Source organism: Agrobacterium sp. 16-172Ci, assembly GCF_053522725.1.
On record NZ_JBNWBW010000034.1, the window covers coordinates 20,866 to 41,871 of the forward strand.

15 protein-coding genes and 1 pseudogene are annotated in these 21,006 nt (G+C 61.2%); 6 read left to right on the forward strand and 10 right to left on the reverse strand.

Annotated features, from left to right (window positions below; genetic code table 11):
• Window positions 1-131: 131 nt before the first annotated feature.
• From ACQZ40_RS23295 to ACQZ40_RS23340, 10 genes are all read right to left on the reverse strand, one after another.
• The gene (locus ACQZ40_RS23295; RefSeq protein ID WP_004433407.1) at window positions 132-911 is read right to left on the reverse strand and encodes a MetQ/NlpA family ABC transporter substrate-binding protein; all 780 of its coding nucleotides are present in this window, start codon (window positions 909-911) and stop codon (window positions 132-134) included.
• Window positions 912-944: 33 nt separating this feature from the next.
• Window positions 945-1,613: a methionine ABC transporter permease gene (locus ACQZ40_RS23300; protein ID WP_004433403.1), complete on the reverse strand. Its 669-nt coding sequence runs from the start codon at window positions 1,611-1,613 to the stop codon at window positions 945-947.
• Complete coding sequence (locus ACQZ40_RS23305) at window positions 1,603-2,643, reverse strand: methionine ABC transporter ATP-binding protein (RefSeq protein ID WP_080857906.1); 1,041 nt, start codon at window positions 2,641-2,643, stop codon at window positions 1,603-1,605. Before ACQZ40_RS23305 ends, ACQZ40_RS23300 begins: the two co-directional genes overlap by 11 nt.
• A 368-nt stretch (window positions 2,644-3,011) precedes the next feature.
• Window positions 3,012-3,641 (reverse strand): NAD(P)H-dependent oxidoreductase, encoded by a 630-nt coding sequence (locus ACQZ40_RS23310; protein ID WP_304983188.1) that lies wholly within the window; start codon window positions 3,639-3,641, stop codon window positions 3,012-3,014.
• A gap of 368 nt (window positions 3,642-4,009) precedes the next feature.
• Window positions 4,010-5,389 carry a GH1 family beta-glucosidase gene (locus ACQZ40_RS23315; protein WP_448748746.1) on the reverse strand — a complete coding sequence of 460 codons (1,380 nt, stop codon included), beginning with the start codon at window positions 5,387-5,389 and terminating at the stop codon, window positions 4,010-4,012.
• 715 nt (window positions 5,390-6,104) lie between these two features.
• Window positions 6,105-7,415 carry a xylose isomerase gene (xylA, locus tag ACQZ40_RS23320; protein WP_448748747.1) on the reverse strand — a complete coding sequence of 437 codons (1,311 nt, stop codon included), beginning with the start codon at window positions 7,413-7,415 and terminating at the stop codon, window positions 6,105-6,107.
• Between the two features lie 243 nt (window positions 7,416-7,658).
• On the reverse strand, window positions 7,659-9,113 hold the full coding sequence (gene xylB, locus ACQZ40_RS23325) for a xylulokinase (RefSeq protein ID WP_448748748.1): 1,455 nt from the start codon (window positions 9,111-9,113) through the stop codon (window positions 7,659-7,661).
• Between the two features lie 105 nt (window positions 9,114-9,218).
• Window positions 9,219-10,241, reverse strand: coding sequence for a LacI family DNA-binding transcriptional regulator (locus tag ACQZ40_RS23330; protein WP_174040428.1), 1,023 nt, complete (start codon window positions 10,239-10,241; stop codon window positions 9,219-9,221).
• A 340-nt stretch (window positions 10,242-10,581) separates the two neighbouring features.
• Window positions 10,582-12,165 (reverse strand): DHA2 family efflux MFS transporter permease subunit, encoded by a 1,584-nt coding sequence (locus tag ACQZ40_RS23335; RefSeq protein WP_065656357.1) that lies wholly within the window; start codon window positions 12,163-12,165, stop codon window positions 10,582-10,584.
• Between the two features lie 34 nt (window positions 12,166-12,199).
• Window positions 12,200-13,414 carry an HlyD family secretion protein gene (locus ACQZ40_RS23340; RefSeq protein ID WP_220319263.1) on the reverse strand — a complete coding sequence of 405 codons (1,215 nt, stop codon included), beginning with the start codon at window positions 13,412-13,414 and terminating at the stop codon, window positions 12,200-12,202.
• 162 nt (window positions 13,415-13,576) lie between these two features.
• Between ACQZ40_RS23340 and ACQZ40_RS23345 the strand changes: the two genes are divergently transcribed.
• The 6 genes and pseudogenes from ACQZ40_RS23345 to lysS all read left to right on the forward strand — a co-directional run bounded on the left by ACQZ40_RS23345 (window position 13,577) and on the right by lysS (window position 21,001).
• Window positions 13,577-14,263, forward strand: a complete 687-nt coding sequence (locus ACQZ40_RS23345; protein ID WP_065656355.1) for a TetR/AcrR family transcriptional regulator — start codon at window positions 13,577-13,579, stop codon at window positions 14,261-14,263.
• A gap of 163 nt (window positions 14,264-14,426) precedes the next feature.
• Window positions 14,427-15,188, forward strand: coding sequence for a TerC family protein (locus ACQZ40_RS23350; RefSeq protein ID WP_448748749.1), 762 nt, complete (start codon window positions 14,427-14,429; stop codon window positions 15,186-15,188).
• Between the two features lie 178 nt (window positions 15,189-15,366).
• Window positions 15,367-15,588: pseudogene (locus tag ACQZ40_RS23355) on the forward strand (GIY-YIG nuclease family protein); the annotation flags it as partial.
• 221 nt (window positions 15,589-15,809) lie between these two features.
• Window positions 15,810-17,582 carry an SLC13 family permease gene (locus ACQZ40_RS23360; RefSeq protein ID WP_448748750.1) on the forward strand — a complete coding sequence of 591 codons (1,773 nt, stop codon included), beginning with the start codon at window positions 15,810-15,812 and terminating at the stop codon, window positions 17,580-17,582.
• Window positions 17,583-17,794: 212 nt separating this feature from the next.
• The gene (gltX, locus tag ACQZ40_RS23365; RefSeq protein WP_448748751.1) at window positions 17,795-19,252 is read left to right on the forward strand and encodes a glutamate--tRNA ligase; all 1,458 of its coding nucleotides are present in this window, start codon (window positions 17,795-17,797) and stop codon (window positions 19,250-19,252) included.
• Window positions 19,253-19,501: 249 nt separating this feature from the next.
• Window positions 19,502-21,001, forward strand: coding sequence for a lysine--tRNA ligase (gene lysS / locus ACQZ40_RS23370; RefSeq protein WP_059759522.1), 1,500 nt, complete (start codon window positions 19,502-19,504; stop codon window positions 20,999-21,001).
• Window positions 21,002-21,006: the final 5 nt, after the last annotated feature.

A 21,006-nucleotide genomic window follows, 5' to 3' on the forward strand; every position in this document is an offset into this window, starting at 1 on the left:
GATTTGCGCCCGTCCGGAAAAGAAAAAACCTCCCCCGCGAACGGGAGAGGTCGTGATTTTTTAAACCGGGATGGCGAAAAGTGTCAGCGGTTTTCGCCTTAAATACCGGTCTGATCTAGTGCTGTAGCTGCTTACCAGGACGGGATGACCGTGCCGTTGTACTTTTCCAGAATGAAAGCCTTCACTTCCGGGCTCTGGTAGGATTCAACCAGCGTCTTCACCCACGGCTTGTCCTTGTCCTGCGCACGAACGGCAATGACGTTCGCGTAAGGGGACTTTTCGCTTTCGATGGCGATGGCGTCCTTCTTCGGGTTCAGGCCGGCAGCCGTCGCGTAGTTGGTGTTGATGACCGAAGCGTCGGTATCGTCAAGCGAGCGCGGCAGCTGGGCGGCGTCGAGTTCGACGATCTGGATGTTCTTCGGGTTTTCGGTGATGTCGGCAGGGGTTACCTTGAGGCCAGCCTCTTCCTTGACCTTGAGCACGCCCTTGGAAGCGAGAACCAGCAGCGCGCGGCCGCCATTGGTCGGGTCGTTCGGAATGCCGACGGTTGCGCCGTCCTTCAGCTCGTCGAGGTTCTTCACCTTCTTCGAATAAACGCCCATCGGGGTGGTGATGGTGGTGCCGACGCTGACGAGATCGAACTTGCGGTCAGCGATCTGGTTGTCGAGGTAAGGCTGGTGCTGGAAGGAGTTGGCCTGCAGCTCGCCATCAGCCAGCGCCTGGTTCGGCACGACATAGTCAGAGAATTCGACGATATCGATATCGAGACCCTTGGCGGCCGCGATCTTCTTCACCTGCTCCATGATCTGCGCGTGCTCGGCGGGGGTTACGCCGATCTTGATGGTCTCGGCCAGCGCCTGACCGGCGGTGAAGAGAGCGGCGAGCGAGGCCGCGAGAATGAGTTTCTTCATGGGTGTCTCCTTGGGTTGTTATTATAAACGCAGTTAATTCTTCCGGGTCCGCTTGTCGAAGCTGCGGGCCAGCCTGTCGCCGGCGCTCTGCACCAGCTGCACCAGCACGATGAGCACCAGAACCACGACCAGCATCACATCCGGCATGAAGCGCTGGTAACCGTAGCGGATGCCGAGATCGCCCAGCCCGCCGCCGCCGACCGCGCCGACCATGGCCGAATAACCGATGAGGCTGACCAGCGTGAGCGTGAGCGCCAGCGTGATGCCGGGCTTCGCCTCGGCAAGCAGAACCTTGGTCACGATCTGCAGCGGTGTCGCACCCATGGCACGCGCGGCTTCGATGAGCCCCTTGTCCACCTCGCGGATCGCCGCTTCCACCAGCCTTGCGATGAAGGGCACGGTCGCGACCGTCAGCGGCACGATGGCCGCGCTGGTGCCGATGGAGGTGCCGGCGACGAGGCGGGTGAAGGGAATGATCGCCACCACCAGAATGATGAAGGGCGTGGAGCGCGCAGCGTTCACGACGAGGCCGAGGATCCGGTTGGTCATCGGCGCCGGAAACAGCTCGCCCTTGCCGCTGGTGGCAAGGAAAACCCCCATAGGCACGCCGATCAGCGAGCCGACGATGCCGGCAACGGCGACCATGTGCAGCGTCTGCAACAGGCCCTTGGAGAGAAGGCTGAACAGCATATCAGGCGACATAACCGAGCACCTCCGTGTGAAGACCGGTCTCAGCATAAAAGCGATTGGCGCGGGCGGTGACATCCGCCGAGGCCGGATAGGAGACGACCAGCGAGCCGAAGGGCTGGCCGGAAATTTCCTCGATGGTGCCGGCAAGAATGTTCACATCAGGGCCGATTTCGGCGACGAGGCGCGCCGTCAGCGGCTGAAAGGCCGTCTCGCCGAAAAACACCAGGCGCACCAGAACACGGTCGCCTTCCGCCGCCTGCGGTTTCAGGCCCGAAGTGACCCAATGCGGCAGCTTCACGCCGACCGAGGACGACAGTAGGCTGCGGGTCGTCTCGTGTTTCGGCGCGGTGAAGATGTCGAAGGTCGTGCCTTCTTCCACGATCAGGCCCCTGTCGATGACCGCCACCTGCGAGGCGATGGTCTTCACCACCTCCATCTCGTGGGTGATGAGCAGCACCGTGAGCCCCAGCTCGGCATTGATGCGCTTCAGCAGTTCAAGAATGGATTGCGTCGTTTCCGGATCGAGCGCGGATGTCGCCTCGTCGGAAAGGAGCAGCTTCGGCTGGGTGGCGAGCGCACGGGCGATGCCGACACGCTGCTTCTGGCCGCCGGAGAGTTCCGCCGGATAACGATTGGCCTTGTCCGAAAGCCCGACGAGATCGAGCAGCGGCGCAACGCGCGTTTCGATCTCCTTCTTGCCCATGCCGGCGATTTCGAGCGGCAGGGCCACATTATCGAAAGCGGTGCGCGACGACAAAAGATTGAAGTGCTGGAAGATCATGCCGACGGAACGGCGCAGCGTGCGCAGGCTCTTTTCATCGAGCGCCGCGACATCGACGCCATCGACGACCACGCGGCCGGTCGAGGGCTTTTCAAGGCCGTTGGCGAGACGGATGAGTGTGGATTTGCCCGCACCGGAGCGGCCGATGATGCCGGTGATGGAGCCTTTCGGCACCACGTAGTCGATACCGGCAAGGGCTGCGAAACCAGGCTTGCCGCCGGCGCCGCCAAAGGTCTTGGTCACGCCTTCAAACGTGACCATAGGCTCCTTTGCCGACCCTTCAGGGACCGCCTGTTCTTGGCGCGCGGGGGATGCCGCGCTGGATGGAAAACTCATTGTAAACTCTGGGAATGCGTGACGGATCGGGTCTCAAAAAATCCTGTTGCGGTGCTGAACCGCTCTCTTCATGCAGCCTTCGGGCACATTCGATGACAGCTGATTTTCCGGGTCATTTCGTCAGGCTTTCACTCAGAAATGCCGGGGATCGGCAATTCGATGGCGCATACTTGCCCGCACACGCCACCTTTTAACAGGGATGTTTTTTCAATTATCTGAAAAGAGAGGAAAAATCTACCGCAAAGCCGCGGAGGCGGCCCTGCGGCAGTCAAGATTTCGCGACGATATGAAAATCACACGCGGCTGGTGAATTCCTCGAGCGGGCGGCGGACCTTTTTCAGGTTCACCAGCCAGTCGCCATCCGGCTGACGATAACCGAGCGGCAGGATGGTGACGGAGCGCAGGCCCTTTTCACGCAGGCCGAGGATTTCATCGAGCTTCGCCGGATCGAAACCTTCCATCGGAGTGGAATCCACGCCCTCGAAAGCGGCCTGCGCCACGGCCATGCCGAAGCCGATATAGGCCTGACGGGCGGCGTGCTCGAAATTCACCTGCTGGTCGCGCTGCGGATAGGTGGAAAGCAGCATCTGGCGATAGGCTTCCCAGCCTTCATTCTTGATGCCGCGTTCTTCGTTGACCAGATCGAACATGTGGTTGATCCGCTCTTCGGTGTAATTGTCCCATGCCGCAAAGACCAGCAGATGCGAACCGTCGGTCACCTGCGCCTGGTTCCAGGCGATCTCGCGGATCTTGGCGCGCACTTCAGGATCGGTGACCACGATCACCTCGAAGGGCTGAAGACCGCTGGAGGTGGGCGCAAGCCGCGCCGCCTCGACAATACGCTCGACCTTGTCTTCCGACACGGCCTTGGAAGGATCCATTTTCTTGGTGGCATAACGCCAGTTGAGTTTTTCGATAAGCATGTTCGTTTTCCCTGGGAGGACCACCCCGCCCTGCCCCTTGGACGCCAGAACGGGTGCTACGCTTTCGTAGCCCGTCTGACATAGGAGGCAGGATGGCGGGCGCAAGCAGGCACCGCGGGGTAACCGATAAAAAAGTTTGGAAAACTGATAATAAGGCGGGAGAACTTTATTGCGACGGGCGCTGACACGTCGCCTGCTACCGGATGCGGCGCGTAAAGTTCATGCACGGCCGTCCCCCAACCCTCATTCCTGTGCTTGTCACAGGAATCCAGCCGACACGCGTCTGCGTGGCGGAAAGACTCTTTTCAGCCCAAGGACTTGGGCTGGCTGGATCCCTGTGACGAGCACAGGGATGAGGGAGGTGACCGTTACGGCTTCACCAGACCATGGTTCCCCTTCGGAAAGCCCGAAGCCAGCGCACTATACCATTTGCCGCTGTTCTTCAGCGTCCGCACCTGCGTGTCGTAATCCACATGCACCAGACCGAAGCGCATGCGGTAACCCTCGGCCCATTCGAAATTATCCATCAGGCTCCAGGCGAAATAACCGCGCATCGGATAACCGTCGCGGATGAGATCGGCGACGATGCCGAGATGTTCGGCGTAATAGTCGAGACGCGGCTGGTCATCCACCTCGCCGTTTTCGACGCCCATATTATAGCAGGCGCCGTTTTCGGTGATGTAGCAATCCGGCAGGTCGTAACGCTTGTAGAGCGTCTCCACCAGCGACTGGAGCGCCGGGGCATAGACCTCCCAGCCGATATCGGTCTTCACATCGCTGATGACGGGGGCCGGTGTCGTGGCGGGGAATTCCGCGCCGGGTGTCGCATCGTCGGCAACGCGCATCGGCGTGTAATAATTCAGGCCCCACCAGTCTAGCTTCTGGCTGATGATGGAAAGGTCTTCCGCCTCCACCACCGGCATGCGGCTTCCCAGCGCCTCCATCATCTCAGCCGGATATTCGCCCTTGAAGACCGGATCGAAAAACGCGCCGTTGTGGAACTGGAAGGCTCGTTCGGCGGCCTTGAGATCGGCGTCGCTATCGGAAGCCGGTATGACGGAGTGGGCGTTCAGCACCAGCCCCACCGGCACTTTCGGCGCGACATGGCGAGAGGCTTCCACGCCGAAACCATGGGCGAGATTGATGTGATGCATGGCGGCAAGGGCTGCCTCCATGTTGCGCTCGCCCGGCGCATGAATGCCATAGAGATGGCTGAGCCACACCGCGCACCAGGGTTCGTTGAAGGTCGCCACCGCATCCAGCCGGTCGCCCAGGCGGGCCATCACGGTCTTGGCGTATCGCTGGAAAGCGTGCGCGGTGGAGCGCGAGGCCCAGCCGCCATCGCCCATCAGCGTCAGCGGCAGGTCCCAATGGTAAAGCGTCGCATAGGTCTTGATGCCGCGCGCCTTGCAGCCATCGACGAGGCGGTCGTAGAAATCCAGCCCCTTCTCGTTGATCGGGCCGAAACCATCCGGAATGATGCGCGGCCAGGCGATGGAGAAACGATAGGCCTCGACACCCATGTCCTTGATGAGATCGAGATCCTGCTCCCAGCGATTGTAGTGATCGCAGGCAATATCGCCATTGTGACGCCCGAAGACATGGCCCGGCATATTGCAGAAGGCGTCCCAGATGGAGGGCTTGCGGCCATCTGCCTTCGTGGAGCCTTCGATCTGGAAAGAGGCGGTCGCGACGCCGAACAGGAAATCGCCGGGGAAACGGGCGGCTAGCGTTTTTGGATCGGTCATCTGCGAGGCCCTTCTCTGTCCATCGAGCGTGAAAAGATCAGCAGCGGTTTAGACCATGTCGGCCGGCAGGTACAGTCGTGGGCGGCAGGAATCTACAACGTTTCAGGATGCGCAGTTAACAAGTCCAAAGCGCTTTGCATGCGGGAGTACCGCCGCAGCGGTTTGCCGGCGGCGCAAGGCATCGACCCGGCGAATGCGGGTAGAAGATGGGAGGTGGAGGAGTCGTTGCATTCACCGGGCCGCATCATCAGGGCAGCCCGTCAGTCACAGCCTTTTCACGACACCTATCGGATCGGTCCTTCCCGCCTCTGGCCCGGCGGAATGCCTTTCCGAAACACGGTTTGCCAGAACCATGCTTGTCGATGCCGGCCTCCGGTTCGCGAAAGGCGCCGCGCGTATCGCCCTTCCGTTCCGGTTGCGGGAGGAATGATGCGGCGGAAATGGCGGGTGGGGATGGAAGGGGACGTATTTTTCGGGAAGTGACTGGAAAGGAAGGAGGCTTGGCGCGGAGTTGTCCGCATCTTTTGGAACAGATCGGAGAGCAAGCCCCCTCATCCGGCCCTTCGGGCCACCTTCTCCCCGGCGGGGAGAAGAAATATGCCGTGCCCTCAGCGTGGCAAGGAGTGTGGAGCTTGTTCTTCTCCCCGCCGGGGAGAAGTGCCGGAGCGAAGCGAGGCGATGAGGGGGCGACGCTGCCGCCGCCCCCTCCAGCGCGTCAAACGTAACGATTGACCACGTTTTCGAGATATTCCTGACGACCGGACTTCGGCTCGGGATTGATATCCTCACGCTCCACCAGGGCGGCGATCTCTTCCAGCTTCAGCTCGCCGCGCAGCATCTTCTGGGCTTCAGCCGAATCCCATTTGGCGTAACGCTCCGCAAGCGGCTTCGACAGCGCGCCGTCCTCGATCATCTTCGCCGCCGCCTTCAGGCCGCGGGCGCAGCAATCCATGCCGCCGATATGGCCGATCAGCAGGTCCTGCGGATCGAGCGACTGACGGCGTAGCTTGGAATCGAAGTTGGTGCCGCCGTTCTTGAAACCGCCACCGGCCAGAACATGGTAATAAGCGAGCGCCATTTCCGGCACGTTGTTGGGGAACTGGTCGGTATCCCAGCCCGACTGGTAGTCGTTACGGTTCATGTCGATGGAGCCGAAAATGCCGAAGGCATTGGCCATGGCCAGTTCGTGTTCGAAGGAGTGGCCGGCGAGAATGGCGTGGCCCTGCTCGATATTGACCTTCACTTCCTTTTCCAGACCGTTCTTCTGCAGGAAGGCGTAAACGGTGGCGACGTCGTAGTCATACTGGTGCTTGGTCGGCTCCTGCGGCTTCGGCTCGATCAGGATCGTGCCTTCGAAGCCGATCTTGTATTTATATTCCACCACCAGATTGAGGAAGCGGCCGAGCTGGTCGAGTTCACGCGACAGATCGGTATTGAGCAGGGTCTCGTAACCTTCGCGGCCGCCCCACAGAACATAGTTCGCGCCGCCGAGCTTCTTGGTGGCGTCCATGCAGGTCTTCACGGTCGCGGCGGAGAAAGCGAAAACATCCGGGTCCGGATTGGTCGCCGCACCCGACATGAAGCGACGGTTGGAGAAGAGGTTCGCCGTGCCCCACAGAAGCTTCACGCCGGTATCGGCCTGCTTTTGGGCAAAATAATCAACGATCTCGTTGAGGTTCCTGGTATTCTCCGCGAAGTTCCGGCCCTCCGGGCGCACATCGGCGTCGTGGAAGCAATAAAACGGCGAACCGAGCAGCGAGAAGAATTCGAAAGCCACATCCGCCTTCAGTTTCGCCGCCTGCATCGTATCTTCGAACCATGGGCGCAGGAAGGTCTGGCCGCCGAAGGGGTCGCCGCCCGGCCAGGTGAAGGTGTGCCAATAGGCCACCGCAAAACGCAGGTGATCTTCCATGCGCTTGCCGGCGACGACCTCATCGGGGTTGTAATGGCGGAAGGCCAGCGGGTTGGTGCTGTCGGGGCCTTCATATTTGATCTTGGCAATATCGCCGAAGAAACCTGTGCTCATGGTGATCCTCCTCTTGGGGTGGGTTTAGATGGTGTTCTGAAATTTCAGGGTCGGCGTTTGCTGCTCACCCCCCTCTGTCCTGCCGGACATCTCCCCCTTAAGGGGGGAGATCAGCAGGACGCTATCGATCGCTCCATACTCAGCCTCGCATAAGGACGAGATGTAGCCGCTTGTCTATCTCCCCCCTTGAGGGGGAGATGCCCGGCAGGGCAGAGGGGGGGGTGAAGCCGCACACGCCGTGTCTCAATGCGAAAGCGCCCGAATAGCCGGATAAAGCGCATGATAGCGCCGGTAAGCCTCCTCATAGGCGCCGGCCAGCGCCGCCACCGGCTCGATGGTCCGCGCCGTTTCCGGCTGCGCGCAAACCGCCACCGGATCGGCCCCGGTCGCAGCGATGAGGCCGAGGCGGGCCGCACCGAAGGCGGCGCCGAAATCGCCCTCGGCCGGAATATCGACGGGCACACCGAGCGAGGTGGCGATGGAGGCCAGCCAATAGGCCGAACGCGAACCGCCGCCGATGGCGGTGACGCGGGAGATGGACGTGCCGGCCGATTTCAGCGCTTCGAGATTGTCCCTGATCGCGAAAGTCACGCCTTCCAGCACCGCCTGGGTCAGCGCCTTGCGGTCGCTTTCATGCGAAAGGCCGATGAAGGAGCCGCGGATGGCGGCGTCGTTGTGCGGGGTGCGCTCACCCGAGAGATAGGGCGCGAAGGTGACACCGGTCGGTGCAAGCAGCGTTTCGCCCAGCTCGCCGGTCAGATCGGCGGCGGATTGGCCGGTGAGGCGCGAATACCAGTTCAGCGCATCGGTGGCGGAGAGGATGACGCCCATCTGGTGCCAGGTATTGGGCAGCGCATGGCAGAAGGCGTGCACGGCGCTTTCCGGCTTCGGCAGGTACGATGCATTGGCGGCAAAAAGCACGCCGGATGTGCCGAGCGACACGAAAGCGTGGCCTTCCTTCACCGTGCCCATGCCGCAGGCGGAAGCGGCATTGTCTCCCGCGCCGCCGGCAACGACGGTGCGACCGGAAATGCCCCATTCGGAGCAAAGTTCGGCGCGCAGCACGCCCGCCTCATCCGTGCCTTCCACCAGTGAGGGCATGTGTTTTTCATCCAGCCCGGTTGCGGCAAGAAGCTCGGAAGACCATTTGCGCGCGCCGGTATCGAGCCAGGAAGTGCCGGCGGAATCGGACATTTCGGAGATGTATTCGCCCGTCAGCCACAGACGCAGATAATCCTTCGGCAGCAGCACCTTGGCCACTTTCGCGAAGATTTCAGGTTCGTTCTTCGCCACCCAGGCAAGTTTCGGCGCGGTGAAGCCGGGGAAAACGATGTTGCCGGTGATCTTGCGGAAGCGCGGATCGGCATCCAGCGCGGCGGCCTCGGCATAAGAGCGCGTGTCGTTCCACAGGATGCAGGGACGCAGCACCTTGCCGGCCGCATCGATCAGCGTTGCGCCATGCATCTGGCCGGAAAGGCCGATGCCCTTGACGGCGGCAAGCTCCTTCGGAAACTTCTGCTTCAGGCCGGCAACGGCGGTTTTCGTCGCGGCAATCCAGTCGGCCGGGTCCTGTTCCGACCAGCCATGATGCGGGCGCGAAACGTCCAGCGAGCCGTTGGCCGAGCCGATGATTTTCTGATCGCCGTCCATCAGCAGGGCTTTGACGCCGGATGTGCCAAGATCGAGACCGAGATACATGTATTTCTCCATTCCGGCGCGCCATGCGCCGCTTTCAGCGTTTTTTAAAAGTCGCCGCATTTCCGGACGTAAAACCGGCGGCCACTTTTCCTGGAAATGCTCTCATCAGGGCAGATTGTCCCTGAGGAATATGTCGATACGGATACGTTCCTGCGCGGCGATGACGGGCAGACCGTCGGCCCGCGCCTTCAAGACGCGGATGGCGCTGCGTACCTCGTGGCCGGCATCCTGGTTGAGCACGGCATCCAGCAGCCCTTCCCGCAGCGCATTGGCGGTGTTTTCCGTCAGTTCATGGGCGATGACCGAAAGCGCTCTTTCGCCCTCGGCCGCGCCAAGCGCGCGGATGAGGCCGCGATTGCCCGCGCCGAGGCTGTAGATGCCGGAGAGCTCGGCATTGCCGAGCGCCTTGCGCACCAGCGTCTCGACCGTGAGCGGATCGTCCCTGCCCTCCAGCACCGGCAGCAGCCGCAATTGCGGGAACTCGGATTCGATGACGGCGCGAAATCCTTCCAGACGTTCGCGATGGTCGCGCACCAGCATGGAGCCGGCGACAACCGCGATATCGCCGCCGCGCCCGGAGAGAAAACGTCCCATCAGGCTCGCCGCCGTGCGCCCGGCCGCGACGTTGTCCACGCCGGCATAATGATCCCGCCGCGAACCGGAAAGATCGGACACCAGAGTCACCGTGGCGATGCCGTCTTCGGCCAGCCGGTCGGCGGCTTCCGCCACATCTTCGGAATCGGTGGCGACGAAGGCGACGCCCGAGGGCTTTTCCCGCCGCGCGACTTCCAGAGCCTCCGTCAGCGCGGAGGCATTGAAGGGCGGCACCTCGATGACGCGGATCGCCGTGCGTTCCAGATGCGCCCGTGCCGCTGCGGCCCGCACTTCGGCGCGCAACGTCGCCATGAAGGAATTGTCATTGCCCGGCAGGATGAATACCAGCGAATAATTGCGGCCCTTGGCCAGATTGGCAGCCGCGATATCGCGCACGTAACCAAGCTCGGCAATGGCCGCCTCCACCCGTGCCCGCGTTGCCGCATGCACGCCGGGGCGCATGTTCAGCACCCGGTCGATGGTGGCGAGACTGACGCCCGCCCGCTCGGCGATATCGTGAACTGTCGGCTTCATGGCTCCTCCCTCCCCTTGCATATCCAGCTTTGCAGTCGAGGTAAACTGAAAAATGATGTACGTACCTCATATTTCGCGGAAAGCGGTATCGGGTTGGCGGCTCTTCGCGAAACGGTGCCGCGCGTTTCTTCTCCCCGAGGGGGAGAAGGTGGCCCGAAGGGTCGGATGAGGGGGCCAGCTCCCCGAATATCTCTACCCTTGCCCCCTCATCCCGCTGCCGCGGACTTCTCCCCCTCGGGGAGAAGAAATATGCCGCCCCCGCTCGCTCCATATTCAAAACAAAAAAGGGGCCGTCATTTCCGACGGCCCCAGCTCTGCGGTGGATGGGAGGGGATTCTTGTTAGTGCGCCGCGTCTGGCGGCGGCGCTGCCTTGGGTTTCTGGATCAGCACGGTCATGAAGATCAGGCTCGAGAACAACAGCGTCAGCGCGAAGAACACATCCGCGAAGGCCAATATCCATGCCTGCTGCGAGACCATGCCAACCAGTTTCTTGACGGCGACGGACGCGCCGTCCAGCCCGTAGGAATCGTAGTTGGCGCCGACACTGTTCAGCCATTCCAGCGCCTGCGGGTTGGAATAGCTCACATGTTCGGCCAGCCGCACATAATGGTCGTCCGTGCGCTGCGACAGCATGGTGTTGATGATGGCAAGACCGACCGCGCCGCCGAGGTTACGGGTAAGGTTGAACAGGCCGGACGCATTGCGGATGCGGGCCGGCGGCAGGGTGCCGAGCGCGATGTTGTTGATCGGCACCATGCACATCATCAGGCCGAAACCGCGCAGGATCTGCGGGATCAGCAGCTCGTAGAAATCCCAGTCGGTCGTCACATGCGTCATGATCCATGTGCCGCAGCCGAAGCTGATGAAGCCGATGGCCATCATCGCCCGCGGATCGAGCTTGGTGGAGACCTTGCCGGCAATCGGCGCGGTGAAGAACATGGCAAGACCGGAGACGAACATGGTCTCGCCGATCATCAGCGCATCGTAACCACGCACCCGGCCGAGATAGAGCGGGTAAAGATAGGTCAGCCCGTATAGCCCGATGCCCATGACGAAGGAGAAAAGCGAGCCGATGGAGAAGTTGCGGTCGGCGAAGGCGCGGATATCGACGACAGGGAATTCCACCTTGAAGGCGCGCCAGAAGAACACGGCCGCGCCGATGACCATGGCGACCGTTCCCATGACGATATGCTCGTCGTTGAACCAGTCCTTGTTGTTGCCCTCTTCAAGCACATATTCCAGCGAGCCGAGGAAGACGGCCATGGAGATCAGCCCCCACCAGTCGAACTTCTTCCACAGCGACTTTTCCGGCTTGTCGAAATCGATCAGGCTCCAGGTGAGGATGGTGACGATGATGCCGGGGATGATGTTGACGAGGAACAGCCAGTGCCAGGAAAAAGCATTGGAGAGATAACCGCCGACCGTCGGGCCGATGGTGGGCGCAAGCGTGGCGACGAGACCGATGATCGGTGACACGACCGAACGCTTCGAGGGCGGGAAGATCGTGAAGGCGGCGGCGAAGACGGAGGGGATCATGCCGCCGCCGATAAAGCCCTGGATCGCGCGGTAGACGATCATCTGGTCGATATTGGTGGCTGTGGCGCAGAGCGCGCTCGATATGGTGAAACCGGCCGCGCAGGTGGCGAAGAGCACGCGCGTGGAGAGAATGCGCGCCAGCGTGCCCGACAGCGGGATCATGATGACTTCGGCGATCAGATAGGAGGTCTGCACCCAGGCGATCTCATCGGAACCCGCGCCGAGACCCGCCTGGATTTCCGCGAGCGACGCGGAGACAATCTGAATGTCGAGGATGGACATGAACATGCCGAAGACCATCGCGAAAAACGCGATGAGCCTGCGCCTGTCCATCGGGGGATCGGCGGGGATGGACGCCCCGCCCGTACCGACAACCGTAGCCGCCATGATCTTGACCTCAACGGCGCATCAGCGATGCGCCTTACTTGGCTTCCGGGTTAACTTGCGCCGTTCTGGTGCCTTCCGGCGCCGTGCGGGTATCGACATCGACAACGACGCTGAGGCCCGCGCGCAGATTGTGCTTTGCAAGGTCTTCCTTTGAGAAGACGATACGAACCGGCACGCGCTGGATGACCTTGGTGAAGTTGCCGGTCGCATTTTCCGGCGGCAGCATGGAGAAAACCGAGCCCGAGCCGGGCGAAATCGACTGCACCGTGCCCTCGATCGTCGCGTCGTCAAAGGCGTCGACATGCACGCGCACCTTCGAACCGGGCACGACGCGGGCAAGCTGCGTTTCCTTGAAATTGGCGTCGATATAAAGCTCGTTCATCGGCACCAGCGAAGCCAGACGCTTGCCGACCGAAACCAGATCGCCGTTCTGAACCGCCAGATTGCCGATGACACCGTCATAGGGCGCCTTCAGAACCGTGAAGGAAAGATCGCGGGCGGCCTTGTCGCGGGAAAGCTGCAGCGAACGGATCGTGCTTTCGGCTTCCTCGCGCTGGGCGCGCAGAAGTTCCACATTGGCCTTGGCCGAGGAGATGGCGGCATCGCCGGCCACGACATTCGCCTTGGCCTGATCGAGCGCGACCTGCGCATTGTCGGAAGCGGCAACCGTGCCGACATCCTTCGCCTGCAGCTCGCTGGCGCGCTTCTGGGTGATTTCGGCACCGCGAAGGGCGGCATCCAGCGCACCCTTCTGGGCGACGGCCTGTTCCAGCGAAGCTTCGCCGCCGACGATCTGCGCATCGATGCGCTTCAGTGACAGTTGCTCGGTGCGGATCTGGGCTTCGGCCTGATCGAGCGCGATGCGATAATCGCCGTCGTCCAGCGTCACCAGCGGATCGCCCGCCTTGACTTCCTGGTTCTCGACCACGTTCACCTTGGCGACATAGCCCGAAACCTTCGGTGCGATGACGGCGATATCGCCTTCTATATAGGCGTCGTCCGTCGACACCATGAAGCGGCCGTCAACCCACCAGTTGTAACCGTACCAGCCGGCGCCGGCGAGAAGGGCAACCGCGATGACCGGCAGAAGCTTCGAACGCTTCTTCTGCTTCGGCGCCGCAATGGTCTGGGGCTGCTGCGGCGGCGCGGCCTCAGCCGGCTTTGCCGGAGAGGTCTCGGCCTTGGCGGAGATATCCGCCTCTTCCGCATCGTTGACGGCGCGAACCGCATTATTCTTCTGGGCCGACATGAGAGAGCTTACCGTGATAAATTGAAGAAAGTTTTTCGAACTGAACCGTTCGGTTCGATTGACATAATCTCTTTCCTGACACATATCAAGTGTTATCGAACCGATTGGTTCGACGTTCGGTTAATTTTTTTTACGCCATTGCGATGCTAAGAGACGGTAGCGATGGCAGGTGAAGACAGGGATATGGAGACGGAAACGGAAACGGGCTGTCCGGGCAATGCCGCCGGGCGTTTTGCGGCGGGTGAAGACCCGGCCAAACGCGAGCAGATTCTGGCGGGCGCCTGGCGTGTGTTCAAGCGCAAGGGTTTCGACGCGGCCAGCATGAACGACATCACGCGTGAAGCCGGCGTTTCCAAGGGCACGATCTACGTCTATTTCTCCAACAAGGAGGATCTGTTCGTCGCGCTCGTCGACCACCATCGCAACGAATTCGCCACCTCCATGCGCCATATTCTCGAGGGCACCGAGGAGGTGCGCGAGGGGCTGGAACAGTTCGGCAAGGCCTTTGCCAACAAGATGATCTGTTCGGACATGATTCCCGCCATGCGTTCGGTGCTCGGCGTCATCGATCGCATGCCGAAACTGGCGCAGCGCTTTTTCCTTTCGGCTCCGAACAACGTGCGCACCGTGCTCCTGGACTTCATCGAACATCAGGTCGAGATCGGCCATCTGAAAGTGGACGATCCTGAGCTGGCCGCCCGGCAATATATCGAGCTTTCCACCGGCACCTTCTTCAAGCTGCGGCTGTTCGGCGAACTGGAAGGCCCGGTTCCCGACGAGGAACTGGACCGGGTTATCAGCAGCGCCATCAACGTATTCATGGCGGCTTACGGAACAGACAAGGCCTGAGATCATTCAGCAACGGCGTGAACGCCAATACGCGGCCTGCGCGAAATTTCGATGAAATCTTGCGCCCCGGAGCCATCAACTCCTTGTTTCTCGCGTATTGCGCTATAAATTCCACCCACCGAATGTTTCGGCTGGCCTTGTTGCTGAAAGGAAAACCTACCTGATGGAGTCCATTCTCCCTCTTCTATCTGACCCCGCCGCCTGGGTGGCGCTCGTCACACTGATCGTCATGGAGGTCGTGCTCGGCATCGACAACCTGATCTTCATCTCCATCCTCACCAACAAGCTGCCGCCCGAACAGCGCGAAAAAGCCCGCAAGATCGGTATAGGCCTTGCGCTCGTCATGCGCCTCGGCCTGCTCGGCACCGTCGCATGGATCGTGCAGCTCACCACGCCGGTTTTCGAAGCCTTCGGCCACCCCTTCTCGTGGAAAGACATGATCCTCATAGCGGGTGGTCTCTTCCTGGTATGGAAGGCGACCAAGGAAATTCACCACAATGTCGACCCGGAAGATCACAAGGAAGACATGGTGGGTGGCCCGGCCGCGATGAATTTCGGAGCCGCCATTGGCCAGATCCTGTTGCTCGACCTTGTTTTCTCTGTAGACAGCATCATCACCGCCGTCGGCATGACACCGCATCTGCCGATCATGATCGTCGCCGTCGTCGTTGCCGTCACCGTCATGCTGCTGGCCGCAACGCCGCTCGCCAACTTCATCGAGCGCAACCCCACCATCGTCATGCTGGCGCTCGCCTTCCTGATGATGATTGGCACGACGCTGATCGCCGAAGGCATGGGCTTCCATGTTCCGAAGGGCTACGTCTATGCCGCCATGGCGTTCTCGGCGCTGGTGGAACTGCTCAACATGCTGGCCCGCAATGCGAAGCGTCGGAAGAAGGCGGAGGCGGCAGGCGATACGCACTAACGGCATCTCGCCACCGTCATTCCGGCCTTGAGCCGGAATCCAGCCAGCCCAAGTCTTTGGGCTGAAAGGACTCTTCTCGCCGCGCAGACGCGCGGCGGCTGGATACCGGATCAAGTCCGGTATGACGGAAATAATTTCGCCTCTTGCCAAAACAATGACCTTTGCGCATGCTTTTCTCATGCGCCAAGGTTACGTTTATATTCTTGCATCCAAAAGAAACGGGACGCTCTATACTGGCGTAACAAGCGACCTTTCTCACCGTTTATATGAACATCAGAACAACCTGACCCCCGGATTCACAACGCGTTATGGCGTTAAGACGCTTGTGTGGTTCGAAACATACGATCTCGTCACGGACGCAATTGCGAGAGAAAAGACGATAAAAAACTGGCCGCGGGCATAGAAGATCAAGTTGATTGAAGATCTCAATCCAGCCTGGGACGACATTGCCCATTTTCTTCTCTGACGATGCCTCCGCTCCGTCATGCCGGCTCACGGCCGGCATGACGAAGAGATAGGAATGACATCCAGCCCGGAACCGCTTCACCCCGGCTTGCGTTCTTCGATATCCTCATCGATAGAGTCATTCCCGCCGACTCTCCTTCGAAAGCATAAGCCAGCATGACGACAGACCAGATTCTCGCCTTCACCGTCATCGCCGGCATGATGGTCGCGTTCATCTGGGACAGGCTGCGTTACGATGTCGTCGCCTGCAGTGCGCTGCTCGTGGCCGTCGCGCTCGGCGTCGTGCCTTTCGAAAAAGCTTTTTCCGGTTTTTCGGACGATATCGTCATCATCGTCGGCAGTGCGCTGGTGGTCAGCTCGGCCGTGGCGCGGTCGGGCATCGTCGATATGACGATCAAGAAATATTTTCCCGAAATGCACTCCAAGAGCCTGCAGCTCGCCTTCCTGATGATCGTCGTCGCCGTCATGTCGGCCTTTATCAAGAATATCGGCGCGCTCGCCATCATGATGCCGGTCGCCTTCCAGTTCGCCCGCAAATCCGGCAGCCCGGTCTCCTATTATCTGATGCCCATGGCGTTTGCCGCCCTGCTGGGCGGGCTGATGACGCAGATCGGCACCTCGCCCAACATCGTCGTGTCGCGGCTGCGCGAGGAAATGACCGGGCAGAGTTTTTCGATGTTCGACTTCACGCCCGTCGGCGCGGGACTGACCGTCATCGGCATCATCTTCCTGACCTTCGGTTACCGGCTGCTGCCGGTGCGCAACCGCCAGCAGGCGTCGGTGGAGGATATTCTCGACCAGTCCGCCTATACCGCTGAAGCCACCCTGCCCGGCGACAGCACCCATGCGGAGAAGCCGCTGCGCGAATTGCTGAAACAGGCCGACGGCGATGTGATCGCCAGCACCATCCTGCGCGGGCCGCGGCGCATCTCCCCCTTCCCCGACGTGACGCTGAAGGCGGGTGACACGATTCTCCTCGAAGGCAGCCCGGAGGGGCTGGACCGCATCGTCTCGCAGGCGAAGCTTCTGCTTTCCGGCAAGCCGCTGATGGAAAACGGCCAAAAAACCGCAGATCTCATTTCCATGGAAGCGGTCATCAGCAATGAATCGGTTCTGAACGGCATTTCGGCGCGTGAACTCGCGCTGTCCTATACGCGTGGCGTCAATCTGATCGCGGTGAGCCGGCGCGGCCAGCGCGTCAGCCAGCGGCTCTCCGAGCTGACATTGCAGGCGGGCGACGTCATTCTTTTGCAGGGCAGCCGCAAGAACCTGCCGCAGGTATTGCAGGAATTTTCGCTCTTGCCGCTGGCGCAGCGGGAAATCCTGCTGGGCGTGCAGCGCCGCGCGCTTCTGCCCGTCATCGTGCTCGCCGCCGCCATGATCGCCGCCGGCAGCGGGCTGGTGCCGGTCTCCGTCGCCTTTTTCGCCGCTGCCTTCATGATGATCGTGGTCGGCGCCATCCCGCTCACCGAGGTCTATAAATCCATCGACGGGCCGATCCTCGTCATGCTCGCCGCCCTTATTCCCGTCAGCGACTCGCTCCGCACCAGCGGGGCGAGCGAACTGATCGCCGCCTGGCTCGGTCATGCCGCGCAGGGATTGCCGCCCTTTGCGGCGCTGGGCATGATCCTGCTCACCGCCATGGCGGTGACGCCCTTTCTCAACAATGCCGCCACCGTGCTGGTCATGGCCCCCATCGCCGCCGGTTTCGCCACCACGCTCGGTTTTCGGCCGGAGGCCTTTCTGATGGCGGTGGCGATCGGCGCGGGCTGCGATTTCCTCACCCCCATCGGCCACCAGTGCAACACGCTGGTCATGGGTCCGGGCGGTTATCGCTTCAGCGACTATCCGCGCCTCGGCCTGCCGCTGTCGATCATGATCGTCATCGCCAGCATTCCCATGCTGCTTTACGTCTGGCCAGTGAGCTAGGGCTCTCGGCTAGGACGCTGAACCAGCGCGGGCTTCGTATTTCCTTGACGCCTGCGGCAGAATATGGCCTAAGCCGAAGCCGAACGGGAATGTGCAAAAGGCGCTTTCATTGCGTCTTCCAACATGATTTCCTGCCGCATCCAAACGAAAACATCGTGACAGACGGGTGAAACCGCCCCGATGTCACTGCCACGTCACGACGAGTGAATTTCATGACCACTTCCGGCGTTCGCGTCCGCATCGCACCTTCCCCCACCGGCGAGCCGCATGTCGGCACTGCCTATATCGCGCTGTTCAACTATCTCTTCGCCAAGAAACATGGCGGCGAGTTCATCCTGCGCATCGAGGATACCGACGCCACCCGCTCGACCCTCGAATATGAGCAGAAGGTGCTGGAAGCGCTGCGCTGGACCGGGCTGACCTGGTCGGAAGGCCCGGATGTCGGCGGCCCTTACGGTCCCTACCGCCAGTCCGAGCGCAAGGCCATGTATTGGCCCTATGCCGAAGAGCTGCTGGAAAAAGGCCATGCCTTCCGCTGTTTCTGCACGCCCGAGCGGCTGGAAGAAATGCGCGAAGCCCAGCGCGCCGCCGGCAAGCCGCCGAAATATGACGGCCATTGCCTCAACCTGAAGGCCGAGGAAGTCACCGCCCGCGTCGCCGCCGGCGAAGCCAACGTCGTGCGCATGAAAATCCCGACCGAAGGCTCGTGCGATTTCCATGACGGCGTTTATGGCGATGTCTCGATCCCGTGGGATTCGGTCGATATGCAGGTGCTGATCAAGGCCGACGGCATGCCGACCTATCACATGGCCAACGTCATCGACGACCATCTGATGAAGATCACCCATGTGGCGCGCGGCGAGGAATGGCTGGCGTCTGTGCCCAAGCACATTCTGCTTTACCGTTATTTCGGCTGGGACCAGCCCACGTTCATGCATCTTTCGCTGATGCGCAACGCCGACAAGTCGAAGCTTTCCAAGCGCAAGAACCCGACCTCGATCTCCTATTATTCCGCGCTCGGTTACCTGCCGGAAGCGCTGATGAACTTCCTTGGCCTGTTCTTCATCCAGATCGCCGAAGGCGAAGAACTTCTGACCATGGACGAGCTGGCGGCGAAGTTCGACCCAGAAGCGCTGTCCAAGGCCGGCGCCATCTTCGACATCCAGAAGCTGGACTGGCTGAACGGCCGCTGGCTGCGCGAAAAGCTTTCGCCGGAGGAGTTCATTTCCCGCACCCTGGAATGGGCGATGGAAAATGCCCGCCTGACCGAAGGCCTGAAGCTTGCCCAGAGCCGCATTTCAAGACTCGGCGAATTGCCGAACCTCGCCGGCTTCCTGCTGGCGAGCGATGTCGGCCTGACGCCGGCTTCCTTCGCCGGGCTGAAGAGCAAACCCGAGGAAATCCACGAAATCCTCACCACGGTTGCCGCCGACCTCGAGAAGATGACGGACTGGAATGTGGAAGCGATCGAGGCGGAGCTGCGCGATGTCGCCGAACGCACAGGCAAGAAGCTGCGCGTGGTGACGCCGCCGCTGTTTGTGGCCATGTCCGGTTCCTCGCGCTCGCTGCCGCTGTTTGACTCGATGGCGCTGCTCGGCCGCTCCGTCGTGCGCCAGCGCCTGAAGGCTGCGATTACCGTTGTGGCCACGATGGTGGGCAGCGGAAGCTGATAGTTATGTGCTGGCGGTGACGGCAGCATTCTGAATATACCCCTCTGCTCGGGGTACCCCCCTCTGCCCTGCCGGGCATCTCCCCCTCAAGGGGGGAGATCGACAAGCGGCTGACACCTTGCCCATGGAACGGGCGGGCGCGGCATCTGATCTCCCCCCTTGAGGGGGAGATGTCCGGCAGGACAGAGGGGGGTAAGCCCGGAGCGCACAGGGTAACCGCAACGAACAAAGCCGCTGAAGGCGATTACGATGAACGACAAGACGACCGAAACCACCGCCCTCTCCTCCGACGCCACCGAAGTGCGCCGCCAGAAACTTGCGCTGCTGCGCGAGCAGATCGGCGATGTCTATCCGGCGCATTTCCACCGCACGCTGACCAATGCGGAGCTTGCGGAAAAATATGCCGATATCGAAGCCGACGTCGAAACCGGCGATACGGTGACGGTGGCCGGTCGCGTTTATTCCTCGCGCAATTCCGGCATGTTCATGGATATCCATGACGCATCCGGCAAGGTGCAGATCTTCTCCCACAAGGATACGACGCCGGAAGCGGCGCGCAACCTGCTTCCGATGATCGATATCGGCGACATCATCGGCGTGACCGGCAAGGTGCGCCGCACCAAGCGCGGCGAGCTGACGATCAACGCCGAAGAAATCACCATGCTGACGAAGTCGCTGCTGCCGATGCCCGAGAAGTGGCACGGTGTCTCCGACATCGAGCTGCGTTACCGCAAGCGCCACCTCGACATTCTCTCCAACGAGGAATCCAAGCTGCGCTTCCTGCAGCGTTCGAAGATCCTCTCTGGCATCCGCCGTTTCATGGAGGCCGAAGGCTTCCTCGAAGTCGAGACGCCGATGCTGCAGACCATCTATGGCGGCGCGACGGCCGATCCGTTCAAGACCTTCCACAACACGCTGAAAATGGACATGTATCTGCGCATCGCGCCGGAACTGTTCCTGAAGCGCACGCTGGTTTCGGGCCTCACTGACAAGGTGTTCGAAATCAACCGCAACTTCCGCAACGAAGGCGTCTCCACCAGGCACAATCCTGAATTCACCATGATGGAGTGCTACTGGGCTTATGCCGACTACGAAGACATCATGGGTCTCGTGGAGCGGCTGTTCGAGACGCTGGCGATTGCCCTTCACGGCACGACCGAAGTGGAATTCCAGGGCCAGACGATCTCCTTCAAGGGTCCGTTCAAGCGCGTGCCGATGCCTGATGCGGTGAAGGAAGCGACCGGTATCGATTTCCTCGCCATCAAGACCGACGAAGAAGCCCGCGCCGCCGCCAAGGCTGCCGGTTTTGCGGTGGAGAAGGACTGGACCTGGGGCGAATGCCTTGCCTTCATCTTCGAGGAGAAGGTGGAAGGCACGCTGATCCAGCCGAGCCACGTCACGCATTTCCCGAAGGACATCTCGCCCTTCGCCAAGGAAGTGCCGGGCGAACCGCGCCTCGTCGAGCGTTTCGAAAGCTATTGCAACGCCTGGGAAGTGGGCAATGCCTTCTCCGAACTCAACGACCCGGAAGAACAGCGCCGCCGGATGGTGGAGCAGCTGGAACAGGCGCACGCCCGCGGCGAAAAGGACAAGCAGCTGGACGACGAGTTCCTCGACGCCATCGACCAGGGCATGCCACCCGCCGGCGGCCTCGGCATCGGCGTCGACCGCCTGATTATGCTTCTGACCAACGCGCCGTCGATCCGCGACGTCATCCTCTTCCCGGCCCGCCGCAACAAGGCGGACTGATCGGA